This is a genomic window from Pseudomonas sp. PDM15, assembly GCF_014851565.1.
GTDB lineage: Bacteria > Pseudomonadota > Gammaproteobacteria > Pseudomonadales > Pseudomonadaceae > Aquipseudomonas.
This window is the reverse complement of sequence record NZ_JACVAA010000003.1, coordinates 239,038-251,627: the sequence shown is the minus strand read 5'-3', so window position 1 is coordinate 251,627 and position 12,590 is coordinate 239,038. Positions and strand designations below refer to the sequence as shown.

Annotated in this window: 15 protein-coding genes; 14 read left to right on the top strand and 1 reads right to left on the bottom strand. The window is 57.3% G+C overall.

Going from position 1 to position 12,590, the window contains the following annotated elements; genetic code table 11:
* Nucleotides 1-3 precede the first annotated feature (3 nt).
* The 14 genes from IB232_RS09165 (at nucleotide 4) to IB232_RS09100 (ending at nucleotide 11,709) form a co-directional block, all read left to right on the top strand.
* Nucleotides 4-903 (top strand): DUF72 domain-containing protein, encoded by a 900-nt coding sequence (locus tag IB232_RS09165; protein WP_192398206.1) that lies wholly within the window; start codon nucleotides 4-6, stop codon nucleotides 901-903.
* On the top strand, nucleotides 900-1,682 hold the full coding sequence (locus tag IB232_RS09160; RefSeq protein WP_192398205.1) for an endonuclease/exonuclease/phosphatase family protein: 783 nt from the start codon (nucleotides 900-902) through the stop codon (nucleotides 1,680-1,682). Before IB232_RS09165 ends, IB232_RS09160 begins: the two co-directional genes overlap by 4 nt.
* Complete coding sequence (clsB, locus tag IB232_RS09155; protein ID WP_192398204.1) at nucleotides 1,679-2,890, top strand: cardiolipin synthase ClsB; 1,212 nt, start codon at nucleotides 1,679-1,681, stop codon at nucleotides 2,888-2,890. Before IB232_RS09160 ends, clsB begins: the two co-directional genes overlap by 4 nt.
* Nucleotides 2,887-3,867, top strand: coding sequence for a lysylphosphatidylglycerol synthase domain-containing protein (locus IB232_RS09150; protein ID WP_192398203.1), 981 nt, complete (start codon nucleotides 2,887-2,889; stop codon nucleotides 3,865-3,867). The genes clsB and IB232_RS09150 overlap by 4 nt, the downstream gene beginning before the upstream one ends.
* Nucleotides 3,868-5,162: 1,295 nt before the next feature.
* A complete protein-coding gene (locus IB232_RS09145; RefSeq protein ID WP_192398202.1) occupies nucleotides 5,163-5,570 on the top strand; it encodes a DUF4288 domain-containing protein in 408 nt (135 codons plus the stop codon).
* 103 nt (nucleotides 5,571-5,673) lie between these two features.
* On the top strand, nucleotides 5,674-6,207 hold the full coding sequence (locus IB232_RS09140; protein WP_192398201.1) for a hypothetical protein: 534 nt from the start codon (nucleotides 5,674-5,676) through the stop codon (nucleotides 6,205-6,207).
* A gap of 112 nt (nucleotides 6,208-6,319) precedes the next feature.
* On the top strand, nucleotides 6,320-6,874 hold the full coding sequence (locus IB232_RS09135) for a hypothetical protein (RefSeq protein WP_192398200.1): 555 nt from the start codon (nucleotides 6,320-6,322) through the stop codon (nucleotides 6,872-6,874).
* 1,332 nt (nucleotides 6,875-8,206) lie between these two features.
* Nucleotides 8,207-8,599, top strand: coding sequence for a hypothetical protein (locus tag IB232_RS09130; protein ID WP_192398199.1), 393 nt, complete (start codon nucleotides 8,207-8,209; stop codon nucleotides 8,597-8,599).
* Between the two features lie 44 nt (nucleotides 8,600-8,643).
* On the top strand, nucleotides 8,644-9,126 hold the full coding sequence (locus IB232_RS09125) for a hypothetical protein (RefSeq protein ID WP_192398198.1): 483 nt from the start codon (nucleotides 8,644-8,646) through the stop codon (nucleotides 9,124-9,126).
* A 33-nt stretch (nucleotides 9,127-9,159) separates the two neighbouring features.
* Nucleotides 9,160-9,564, top strand: a complete 405-nt coding sequence (locus IB232_RS09120) for an MmcQ/YjbR family DNA-binding protein (RefSeq protein ID WP_192398197.1) — start codon at nucleotides 9,160-9,162, stop codon at nucleotides 9,562-9,564.
* A gap of 12 nt (nucleotides 9,565-9,576) precedes the next feature.
* Nucleotides 9,577-10,035: an SRPBCC family protein gene (locus IB232_RS09115; RefSeq protein WP_192398196.1), complete on the top strand. Its 459-nt coding sequence runs from the start codon at nucleotides 9,577-9,579 to the stop codon at nucleotides 10,033-10,035.
* 77 nt (nucleotides 10,036-10,112) lie between these two features.
* A complete protein-coding gene (locus IB232_RS09110; RefSeq protein WP_192398195.1) occupies nucleotides 10,113-10,595 on the top strand; it encodes a hypothetical protein in 483 nt (160 codons plus the stop codon).
* Between the two features lie 66 nt (nucleotides 10,596-10,661).
* Complete coding sequence (locus IB232_RS09105; protein WP_192398194.1) at nucleotides 10,662-11,171, top strand: Gar/GrdA family gentamicin resistance ATP-binding protein; 510 nt, start codon at nucleotides 10,662-10,664, stop codon at nucleotides 11,169-11,171.
* A gap of 19 nt (nucleotides 11,172-11,190) precedes the next feature.
* The gene (locus IB232_RS09100; RefSeq protein ID WP_192398193.1) at nucleotides 11,191-11,709 is read left to right on the top strand and encodes a GNAT family N-acetyltransferase; all 519 of its coding nucleotides are present in this window, start codon (nucleotides 11,191-11,193) and stop codon (nucleotides 11,707-11,709) included.
* Between the two features lie 19 nt (nucleotides 11,710-11,728).
* On the opposite strand, the gene IB232_RS09095 is transcribed toward IB232_RS09100, so the two are convergent.
* A complete protein-coding gene (locus IB232_RS09095) occupies nucleotides 11,729-12,586 on the bottom strand; it encodes an SDR family oxidoreductase (protein ID WP_192398192.1) in 858 nt (285 codons plus the stop codon).
* Between the last annotated feature and the right edge of the window lie 4 nt (nucleotides 12,587-12,590).

Genomic DNA, 12,590 nt, shown 5'->3' with positions numbered 1-12,590 from the left:
TCCATGAGTGATATTCGCATCGGCATATCGGGATGGCGCTACGCCCCCTGGCGTGGCGACTTCTATCCCAAGGGGCTGCCCCAGCGCAGGGAGCTGGAGTTCGCCTCGCGGGAGGTCAACAGCATCGAGATCAACGGCTCCTTCTACGGCCTGCAGAATCCGCAGCGCTACGCCAACTGGTATGCCGACACGCCGGAGGACTTCGTCTTCAGCGTCAAGGCGCCGCGCTACATCACCCATGTGCGCCGCCTGCGCGATGTCGGCCAGCCACTGGCCAACTTCTTCGCCTCCGGCCCGCTGCAGCTGAAGGACAAACTCGGCCCGATCCTCTGGCAGTTCCCACCCACCTTCGGTTTCGATGCCCAGCTGTTCGGCGACTTCCTTGGTCGGCTGCCTCAAGACACCGAGCAGGCACGCGCTTGCGCGCGGCACGCCGATGCGCGGCTGCATGTGCCTGGCTATCTGGAAGCCGAGCCGGGACGCGCGCTGCGCCATGCGGTGGAGATACGCAACGACAGCTTCCTCTGCCCGGCCTTCGTCGAGCTGTTGCGCCAGCACGGCGTGGCCCTGGTGGTGGCCGATACCGCGAGTAAATGGCCGTATATGGAGGACGTCACCGCCGACTTCCTCTACCTGCGCCTGCACGGCGACGTAAAGCTCTACACCAGCGGCTATTCGCCCCAGGCGCTGCTGCGCTGGCAGGAACGCATCGAAGCCTGGACCGCTGGCGGGCAGCCGGATGACGCCCGACTGATCGACCCCGAACACCAGCCGAGCAAGCGGCCGCGCGACCTGTATTGCTACTTCGACAACGACGTGAAGGTGCGCGCGCCCTACGACGCGCGCCACCTGCTGGAAGGCCTGGGGCGTTCGCCGCAGCGCCGGCAAGGAGAACTGGTATGAGCGAACCCAGTCCGATTCTCACGGTGGAGCAAGCGCCCGCCGTGCATCAGCTCAAGGTGCTGACCATCAATACCCACAAGGGCTTCACCGCCCTCAACCGGCGTTTCATCCTGCCCGAGCTGCGCGAGGCGGTACGCGCCACCGGAGCCGACCTGGTGTTTCTTCAGGAGGTACTCGGCACCCATCAGCGCCACGCCCGCCGGCACCGCAACTGGCCGGTGACGCCGCACTACGAATTCCTCGCCGACAGCATGTGGCCGCAGTTCGCCTACGGGCGCAACGCGGTGTACCCGGACGGCGACCATGGCAACGCGCTGATGAGCAAATTCCCCATCAGCCAATACGTGAATCTGGATGTGTCGATCGGCGTGGTCGAGCAGCGCGGCCTGCTGCACTGCGTGCTGGATGTGCCCGGCCCGCGCCAGGTGCATGCCATCTGCGTGCACCTGGGCCTGCGCGAGGTGCACCGCCGCCAGCAACTGGCCCTGCTCTGCCGCCTGGTCGAGAGCCTGCCGGCGGATGAGCCGGTCATAGTCGCCGGCGACTTCAACGACTGGCGCCAGACCGCCAGCGCAGTCCTCGCCGAACAGGGCATGCACGAAGTCTTTACCAGCGAATTTGGCGAGCCGGCCAAGAGTTTCCCGGCGCGCTGGCCGCTGCTGCGCCTGGACCGCATCTACGTGCGCAACGCGACCAGCCATGCGCCCGTCGCGCTATCGACCCGACCCTGGTCCCACCTTTCCGACCATGCCCCCTTGGCTGTGGAGATTCACCTATGAATTACAACTGGCGCGAAGGAAATCAGGTCCAGCTGCTGATCAATGGCGAGGAGTATTACCCGCGAGTCTTCGAATGCATTCGCGCGGCAAAGCGCGAAGTACTGATCGAGACCTTCATCATCTTCGAGGACAAGGTTGGCAACGAGCTGCAGCAGGTGCTGATCGATGCTGCCCAGCGTGGCGTGCGCGTCGAACTGACGGTGGACGGCTACGGCACCGCCGACCTCAGCCGCGAGTTCGTCACCGCCATGACCAGCGCCGGGGTCAATATCCATGTATTCGACCCCAGCCCGCGCCGGCTGGGCATGCGTACCAACCTGTTCCGCCGCCTGCACCGCAAGGTGGTGGTGATCGACGGCGAGCGTGCCTTCGTCGGTGGCATCAACTATTCGGCCGACCACCTTGGCGACTTCGGCCCGATGGCCAAGCAGGACTACGCGGTGGAAGTCGTCGGCCCGATCGTCGCCGACCTGCATGCCGCCAGTCTGCGGGTGATGCGCCCTGCCCTCGACGAGCCCAGCCAGGTACGCCCGGTCACCCGCCTCGCCGGCGACGCCCGCATGCTGCTGACGGTGCGCGACAACGACGCTCACAGCCGGGACATCGAAACCCAGTATCTGCTGGCCATTCGCTCGGCCAACTACCGCCTGGTGGTGGCCAACGCCTATTTCTTCCCCGGCTATCGTCTGCTGCGCGAACTGCGCAACGCCGCCCGCCGCGGCGTGCGGGTGACCCTGATCCTCCAGGGCCAGCCGGACATGCCCTGGGCTCGCGGCTTCTCGCGCATGCTGTACAACTACCTGCTGCGCGACGGCGTGGAAATCCACGAATACTGCCAGCGCCCGCTGCACGGCAAGGTCGCCCTGGCCGATCGCGAATGGGCCACCGTGGGCTCCAGCAACCTCGACCCGCTGAGCCTGGCGCTGAATCTGGAAGCCAACCTGTTCATCCGCGACGCCCGCTTCAACCAGCAGCTCCACGAACACCTGCAAACCCTGATCAGCGAGCACTGCAAGCGCATCAGCCTGGAGCGCGCGATCCGCGGTTACTGGTGGCGTGCTCCGCTGATCTTCCTGTGCTTCCACTTCACCCGGCTGTTCCCGGCCATCGCGTCCAAGTTCCCCGGCCATTCGCCGCGCCTGAAATCGCTGCGCCCAGAGCCCGACGAGACGCATGACGCCCTCTGCAGCCAGGGCAAGCTGCCATGAGCAAGCCACATCCCAACCCCTGGATTCGCTGGGGAAAGCGCCTGCTCACGGCACTGTTCTTCATCATGGTGCCTGTGCTGCTATTCATGCTGGTGAAAAACCTGGAATGGAGCGAGGTGGTCCAGGCCCTGCGCAGCTTCGACCGGCCAACCCTGGCCGCCTGCGTGGCGATCACCACCGCCAGTTTCCTGCTGTTCGCCAGCTATGACCTGCTCGGGCGCATCTATACCGGCCACCACCTGCCGGCACGGCAGATATTGCCGCTGACCTTCGTCTGCTATGCGTTCAACCTCAATCTCAGCTCCTGGGTCGGCGCCATCGCCCTGCGCTACCGCCTCTACTCGCGCCTGGGACTGGGCGTGGCCATGGTGACCCGCATCCTCACCTTCAGCCTGATCACCAACTGGTTGGGCTACCTGATCCTCGCCGGTGGCGTGTTTGCCCTGCGCCTGGTGCGCCTGCCGGAACAATGGGAGATCGGTACCACCGCGCTGCAGATGATCGGCGTCACCCTGCTGCTGGTCGCCGCCAGCTACCTGCTGGCCTGTCGCTTCGCCCGTCGCCGCTCCTGGACCTGGCGCGATCACGAGGTCACCCTGCCCCCCCTGCGCCTGGCGCTGGCCCAGGCCGGCATGTCCATGTGCAACTGGTCGCTGTCCAGCCTGCTGGTGTTCCTGCTGATGCCCGACGGCGTGGACTACCCCACCGTGCTCGGCATCATGCTGGTCAGCAGCATCGCCGGCGTCATCACCCATATCCCCGCCGGCCTCGGCGTGCTGGAGGCGGTATTCATCGCCATGCTGCAAGGCCAGGCCTCCAAGGGCGCAGTCCTCGCCGCCTTGATCGGCTACCGCGCCATCTACCTGCTGCTGCCGCTGCTGGTGGCCGTGGTGGTTTATCTGGTGCTGGAGAAGCGGGCCAAGAAGCTCAGGCAAAAGTCGGAACAGGCCGGCCGCCTGAAAACCGAAGGCGCCTGACCTTTCTATACGTCCCAACGGATAGACAGCCTCAAGGCAAATCGCATAGGGTCGCAAACGAATCGCTGCTCCTGATGGAGCAGCCGGAGTTTGCGAACCCCTGTCGCTTTTGCCTTCCTCCTATGGCGCATTTGCTGATGCGCTCTTCAGGCCAAACAAGGACTTAGCGGACGACAAGGAATGTTATGCGACACATATGGCGGAAAATATTACGCCACTTGTGTCGTCTACTTATAGTTAGGTGCAAAGGATGCCCAGAGACCGCAGTGCAAGCTCCAAAGCTGCAGGGAAACTAATCAAAGAGATAAACCGGGTTTGGATGTACAACGTCGAGTACGGGCAACCCAATTCTTCCCATAGCGAAGTCGTTTTGGAGCTTGCGCATGATCTTCTGCAGGCTATTAATACTCACAGCATCAAGCAGCTCCTCGGACCGAGGAGCGTTAAGCAATATCTTGGCAGTCTATGGGTAGAGTCTTACCCTGAGGTTAAGGCTTGTGTAGAGCAGCTTGAGCAGGCAATTGCCAGTGAGAGCACCTAACAATGCGCTCAAAGCGCTCACTCCGTTCGCTGGGACCGGCGAAGCCGGCCCCTTAGCTTAATCGTTAGGCGCAAGGGCAATATTGGTTCTTCAGCACCGAGCCAGGAAACACAATCACCGCACCGTCGCGGTGTTCCTGAATCGAATGGTCGCCTGGCAGTAGAGGCCGTTATTTGTGGCCAGCAAAGGAGTTGCGTTCAAAGCATGTGCACATCACAAATAACTGTCCGGGCCAAAACCGACACGCCGTGCGCACCGCCGGTAAAGCGCAGCGCTTGCCTCACTTGCAGCGTACGGCTGGGCAATCTAACAATTGGCTCAAGTCGTTCGCTCCGCTCACTCGGGACCGGCGAAGCCGGCCCCTTAGCCAAACGTTAGGCCAAAGCTGAATGCTCACTGACGCAGAGAAAATCGCCCAAGGCCAAGAGCGCTGGCTTTGCCTTGACTGCTCCAAAGACACAGACGCAAGCCAAGAGTATTACATGCTCAAGCTAAAGGTCTGGAAGTCAATAAATCCAAGAATTGACGGAATGCTTTGCCTCTCATGCGCAGAGAAAAGGCTTGGACGGAAACTGGTACATAGGGACTTTATGCTCACGCCTGTGAATTTTGGTCAGGCCCGCGTGTGTCCAGCTCTTGCAGAGAGATTCTTTACTAACATACCGCAAAAGCCTAACAACAAGTTCAAGCCATTCGCTTCGCTCACTGGGACCGCGTTCCGCGGCCCCTTAACTTGAACGTTAGGCCCACTTAAATGAGCAATGACATCCCAACAAGAAATATAAGTCCATACGGTTGGTGGGTAGCCACATTAATAGAGCGCTTTGAATTTGATGATGAAGACAAATCAAACGATAAGCGTCGCTGCCGCGCATTTGCAAACACAGTGATCTTCAAAGCAGAAGATCGTGAGAAAGCCTATAAAGCCGTCGAATACGGCAACTTAGGAATTGACAACAAAAGCGACTGGTCAGATGGCAAAGGAAGAAAAGGACGTTGGGTATTTGAAGGCCTATCCAGTTTGCTGCCTATTTATGACGAAATAGATCCTGACGGAACAGAAATTGCTTTTGAAGATAATTCAAGTATAAGTGTTGGCAGGGTGAAATCATGGGTTCGCAAAAAGATAGAGCTTGAAGTATTCGACGACTCAAAGGGTTAAGCCTAACAATGCGCTCAACTGCCACCCACTTCGTTCGCTGGACAGTCAAAAGCTACGCTTTTGCCTGCCCGTTAGCTTAATCGTTAGGTGCCAAAGGTTATCCATGGAAATTCGTAGTGGCAAAAAGTCCGTTGAAAAACGCTACGGCTTTAGATCCAGCGGAAACGTTAATCACGCACGCTACGACCACAAGCAACGAGCAAGAGAAATTCATGTTTTGTGTCCTAAGTGCAAACACATGGCTCAGGCAGTGGATGTAGAGGCAGCCCTAAATCAAGTAATTGTCGGAGACCTCAGTCCATCCTGGAAGAGCAAGCCCTTCACCTTGGCCTGTACAAAGTGCAGCTTTACAGCTGAAGGCCTGAGCTATGCAGAGCTTCCAAAACCATATCATTACATCGAGGCAAAAGAAGACGTCTTGTGGGCGTATAACTGGCGCCACCTCGACATGATCAAAAAAGCTCTTGAAGGGCTATCGGTTGCTGGGCATCCATACGAATTTTTCGCCACTTACATACATGGCAACTGGAAAAAGAATTCGAAGTTTTGGCTGCTCGGAATTAACGAGCATGTAAAGCAAAGTGACTCAAGGCACCAATTCAGCAGCAAATATCACCAACTCAAGAGCGTCACCTAACAAATGGTTCAAGTCGTTCGCTTCGCTCACTCGGGACCGGCTAAAGCCGGCCCCTTAACCAAATGTTAGGCTAACACCACGACCCCAACATCAACTCAACCTAGGACGCACGATGAAACCAATATACAGCGCTTTATCTATCGCCATTTTGCTGCACCCAGCTTTCGCGCAGGCCGACTCAGAGGCCGCAAAAAACTCAACCGCCGCAAAAGCCATCACCTCCATTTCAGAATTAGTCAAAAGCAAAGGCTTATTGCACATTGAAATAGTTCCAGAAAAGGCACTTATTAGAGTAAAAGGGCAAAGCTTCCAGGATTATAGTAAGTGTCTAAACGAAACAGCAGAAGGTGAAATCTCAAAAAATATAGGCGAGTTAATTGAATCTGCATTGGAGAGTGACGAATCAATAACACTACAAATTAGCGGCAACTCCAATATCCCTTCTACAAAAAACACCACCATCGAAAGTGATTGCACAGCTAGCGACGACGAGTATAGCCTCTCTTATATGCGAGCAAGCTCTGTCCGCAGGGCGCTGAACCTTTCATCTGACTTCGACATTGATACTGTTGGCAATGGAGCAGATGAACTCCTGAATGAGGATGACCCATCTAGTCCCGAGAATAGTCGGGTCGATATCCAGTTCATTGCTGAACCTCAGTACTAGCCTAACACGTTCGCTTCGCTCACTCGGGACGTCCAATAATTGCGCTATTGGCCGCCCCTTAGCCAATCGTTATCACAAGGAAGTAACATGAAGAAAATCATCATTCTGATCGTACTATCTGCCGCGGCGTACTATGCGTACAAAATAATTATCTAGGCAGCGCGAGCGGCACGAATCAATACAGCATAAGCAACATCTAGAACCAACCCATCCCGCAAGAAAATTTATTTGAGCTATGGCACGAGACCGCGCTAAAAATGTGCGACAACTCAACCAAGTCATTCAACATCAGCAAAAGTCAATGCATAAATAAAGTAGATTCAAGAAAGGAGTCTTGCAAAGCAACTGCCGGGCGAAATGCACCCACAGTAATTGGAAGTGAGTACGAAGCTAAGCAATTAGGTAAGGCATATCTTCACTGCGCCGTGCCGGGCTATCACTGCAACGGAACAGAGGTAAAAACAGAAGAAGAGGCACGCCAACACTGCCAGTAGCGCATCACAATTCTGAATCGTTCGTATCGCTCACCTGGGCACCCTAAGCAAAATTGGCGAACACCCTTATTTTTTAGGCATGACATGTATAACCCATGCACCCCACCGCAATCATCAGTCGCGCCCCTTCGCATGGCACCAAGAATAAAGTGGTGGATGCTTGTGTATTCAGTAATTTTCGCCATCTGGCTCGCCCTGTGCGCAACAAACAGCATACTCGCCGATTTAAGCTTGATATATACATTGCCAGCTGTGCTTCTATACATACTCACCACTTTGGGGAATATACTTTACGCCGTGAATCGATCAGCCATTCTTCCTTCGCAGCTGTGGCGGGTAATATTAGTAATGATAACGCTAGAGTATTTCTTGCGCCCTGTGTACGGAAACGACCACCCATCAATTCCGGCTGATCACGACATGGCTAGAACCATAAAAACATACGCAATAAGCGTAGCTTTATTCATGCCAACTGCCTGGGCGCACTACACTATCTCACGCACCCACTCACCTGCCGCTCAATAAAATGCTCTAGATTTTTAACCCTTGCTCATTCGGGGTCGGTTGAAACCGCTCGATTAACTAAATGCTATGCGCTGGTGACACATGGAAGAAATCCTCGGCTTCGCTGCACGACTTCTTGGCTACCTCGTAACAGAAATACTGCTGAGCTCATTTTTCTACTCTATTGGCTGGCCTTTTGTAAAAGTGGCAACGCTCGGAAATACCCGAAGAATGAGTGGCTGAGCGGGTCTAGAAATGAAACATATGTGTGCTGCATTGGGATCATTGTATTCGCCTTTCTGCTAATGTCTGCTTTTGGCCAGTTCAGCACCCTATGAAGAAAATAATCAGTTCTATTTTGCTAACGTTCATAGGCGGCTGTGCGACTTACAAAGTTGAGATGACCGATAATGCGTCCGCGGCAAAAATGATGCTTAATCCAGATGCACCCATTCTAGTCAAACAAGAGAATTTACATCCGGAGGGATTTCAGTGCTTCGAGCCGATGCTGTTTGTGCTTACATTTGGGCTAATCCCAACGCATTGCGCAGACACATATAGTGCCTCGACCATTACAGATCAGCAAAAAATAGTGCCGTTAGGATCCTTCAAGATAACTACCATCGGTGGCTGGGCTGCGCTAATCATAGCGCCGCTGCCCCAATGGAGACTTGGGTCGCCAGATAAGCCGGAGATTGAAATGAAACAAATTATTAGCCATAAGTAATAGCTGAACATGACAATACCTCAAGCTGCGCCACTATCAGTCCAGTGAGAATTGCCAGCCCTTTCAATCAGTACATGGATAATGTTTTGAAAAAACTTGTAATGCTCGGTGTTGTTTTGATGACCGGTTGTCAAAATGAAACCATACGCACGCCTGGACCATCAACTGGGGCCTCAGAGCAGGCCGGCACTGCTACGTTGATCGTAATCTCCAAGGAAGCAAAGCTAGGAGAGAGCGGCTTTAATCTTGTCGATAACGACAAAACGCTTCTCTCCTACATGAGAATAAGCAAGACAGTTGAGTTTAAGCTACCCTCGGGAAGTCGTACCTTTACCGTTTCATCGACAGGTAGTCCTGGCTTTAAACTGCAGGTGAATTTAAAGCCAGATACTAGGACCTGCATGCAGATCGAAACCAATAACGCGAATTACTTGGGGAAGTTCATTCTCCCGTTTATGAGAAATGCAACTCCAACACACAGAGCCGAGCTGATTCCCTGCGAATTGAATCCGCCACATAGCGGATGATTCAGATTGGCCACGCTAGAGGGCACGGATTTTATGGATATTGCCGCCGTCAAGGACTACTGCCGTGGACTCCCCGGTGTCTCTGCGAAGCTTTACGACGCACCCAGCAACATCCTTGTCTACTACGTGGGCGGCAGAAAGTTCGCGTACTTCAAGACCAGCGAGCCGGAGCAGTGGCGCTTCAGTATCTGCACCTCTGCGGAGCGCTTCCTGGAGTTGACTGACGTGCCGGGCATCAAGCCGGCCCGCTATATGGCCAGGTTCCGCTGGGTCACCATCGTGGATGTCGAGACGGTTCCGGCCGACTACCTTCGGGAGCTGATCACCTGGTCTTACGCCAAGGCACGCTCCGGCCTTTCGAAGCGGCAGCAATCGGCTATTGCCCTTGAGCAATCACAACCCTGCCCCCACTCTACGGTCACCACGGCCCGTGGATAGAAGGAGCATCGCGTGTATCTACTGACAGAAAACACTGCCGAGATAGCTTGCCCGGTGAGTGTGGCGTATGAATACATCACCAATCTGGAGACGTTCGGCGAGTGGTTTCCTGGTGTCCTAGCCATCGAGTCGGCGAACGAGCTAGCGCATGCCGCCCCCGGGAAAACCTACCTTGAAACCGTCGCCATCCCCATGCGCGGCAACCGCAAGGTTGCAATCACAGCCGTTGCAGCGGAGCCGAACAAACTGTTCGTCACGGAAGGCCAGCTGCCGCCGCTGATGCCGAGGATGGAAATCGAGTTCCACTCCATCGATGCCGGCGCATGTCGGGTCGTGTGGCGGATGTTCAGCCGCAATGATCGCCTCCTCGCCAGGATCACGCTCCTGCCACTCGCCCGCAGAATCATGCGCAAGCGCGCCGCGATTGGGATGAAAAGGCTAGCCAGGGTATTGGAGGGGCGTCGCGCCTGACCTCTCTGCCCCGCCATTACTCCACAATCAACTGCCACGCGGCCACCTGAAAGTTCACCGGTATCTCGAGAGCCCACATGATCGATCTCCAGCCATTCAAGCCCCTGTTTCTCTGCTCCATCCTGGCGTTCGGTGCGTTAGCCGGATGTGATCAGCAACCTGAGGCGGGAAGCGCGCAATCGTCCTCCAGCATCAGCCCCGCCGATCAAGCCGCCATCGCGGATCTGGCTCGCGTCGGTACAGCAGTCGCAGCGCAATCCGCCGACCTGAAGCTGGAGTTTCTCGGCGCCAAGAATGGCGTTGACCCGGCACAGGCAGCTGCTGCCGGCGAGAGCTGGTCGCTCTTCCATCTCTCGTTTGCCGCCGCGCAGCCTTCGGAGTTGCAGCTGAGCGGCAAGCTGAACAGCCAGATACTGTCCCCCGAGAATCAAGCCCGCCAGGAACGCTGGCAGAAGTTGGTTTGCACGCCAGAGCTGAGCGATGTCATGCGCGCGCACCAGATCGATCTGGTGTACGCCACCTTCGGCAAGGCGGACATGCCCATCGCCCAGTGCCAGTAACGGACCCTGAGCAGGCCGCTCGAGTGGCCATCGACCAAGGCGATTTCACGAAAGGCGGGTAGATTGATGATCATTGTGTTGAACGGCCCCCTTGGCATCGGCAAGTCGACGCTCTCCGAGGCGCTTATGGAGCGGCTGGACGCGAGCGTGATGCTCGATGGCGATCAGGTGGTCGCCGTGAACCCGCCTCCCGCGGACGAGCTGGGGTACCTGCATTCGACGCTGGCATTGCTGGTCAAGCACCACTTAGCCCATGGCTATCGCTACTTCGTCATCAACCACATATGGCACACGGCCGCTGAACTCGATGCGCTGCGCCAGGCGCTGAGTGATCTCGACGGAGATGTACGCTGCTTCCGCCTGGTCCTGCCGTTTGACGAGAATCTCAGGCGGATTCGCCTACGCCAGAGCGCCCGCGCCATCGACGAACAGGACTTCGAGATGCAGACGGTGGTCGAGGAGCGCGCGGTTCTGGAAGGTGAGTCAAATGCCGGCCTGGGCGAGCCATTCGATGTTTCCGGCACGCCAGATGAACTGGTTTCCGCATTGCTGATTCGCCTGGGCCTCTGCGCCTGAACACCTAGGAGAGCTCTCGATGTCCGGCATCACCATTCACAGGGGCTCGCTGTCGGAGCTGGCCGAGGCCGGCCTGGATGCCAGCTTCGACGTGACGCAGGAGCTGCGCCCTCATTTCATCGACGGTCGTTTCGGCTACGACATCGTCGACGTGGAGCCCTATCGGAAATCCTACGGTGACGATGATGACGAAGAGAGCGATGGCGAACTATTCATCGCCCGCCTCGCGGGTCGGCCAGCCGGCGCGATAGCGCTATCCGAAGCCTGGAACGGCTATGCACGCATCGACAATATCCTGGTCGACGCCAAGCTGCGCCGGGCCGGCGTGGCAACCGCCCTGCTCCACCATGCCGTGGACTGGTGCAAGGGACGCGGCTTACCCGGCCTGATGCTGGAGACGCAGAACAACAACGTGGCGGCCTGCAAGCTGTACGAGCGCTTCGGCTTCCGCCTGGGCGGCTTCGATGTGCACCTGTATGGCACCCTCGCCGCCCCTGGGGAAATCGCCCTGTTCTGGTACTGGCACGCCGCAGCCTGAGGTTGCGACGCGCCAGCCGCTAGCCATTCACCACAGAACCGCCGTTCACATGCAGCACCTGGCCGCTGACATAGGACGAGTCGTTGCTGGCCAGGTAAACGAACGCCGGTGCCACTTCGGCGGGCTGGCCGGGGCGCTGCATGGGGGTGTCCGAACCGAAGGTGGCGACCTTGTCCGGCGGGAAGGTCGAGGTGATCAGCGGTGTCCAGATCGGCCCCGGCGCGACCGCGTTGACGCGAATGCCGCGCTTGGCCAGGTTCAGCGCCAGCGAGCGGGTGAAAGTGGTGATCGCGCCCTTGGTCGACGAGTAGTCGAGCAGCACGGGGTGCCCCTTGTAAGCGGTGATCGAGGTGGTGTTGATGATCGCCGCCCCGTCCTTCAGATGCGGCAGCGTGGCCTTGGTCAGCTGGAAGATGCCGAAGATATTGGTGCGGAAGGTTTGCTCCCACTGCTCTTCGCTGATGTCTTCCAGACCATCCTGGGGCTGCTGCTCGCCGGCATTGTTGACCAGGATATCGATGTGTCCCCATTTGCCGATGGCCTGCTCGACCACCTGGCGGCAGAACTCGGCGTCCGCCACATCGCCGGCCAGGGGTAGTACCTGGCGGCCGCGGCGTTCGATCTCCGCCTGGGTGTGGCGGGCGTCTTCATCGCGGTCGAAGTACAGCAGCACGATGTCGCAACCTTCTTCGGCGAAATGCACGGCTACCGCACGGCCGATGCCGCTGTCGGCACCGCTGATGATGGCGACCTTGCCCTCCAGCTTGCCGGCGCCGCGATAGCGCTCGTCGATGTACACCGGTGGCGGGTCCATCTGCGCCTCGCTGCCATGCGGGGTTTCCTGGTGCTGCGCTGGCAGTGTCTGTTTCTCGCTCATGGAA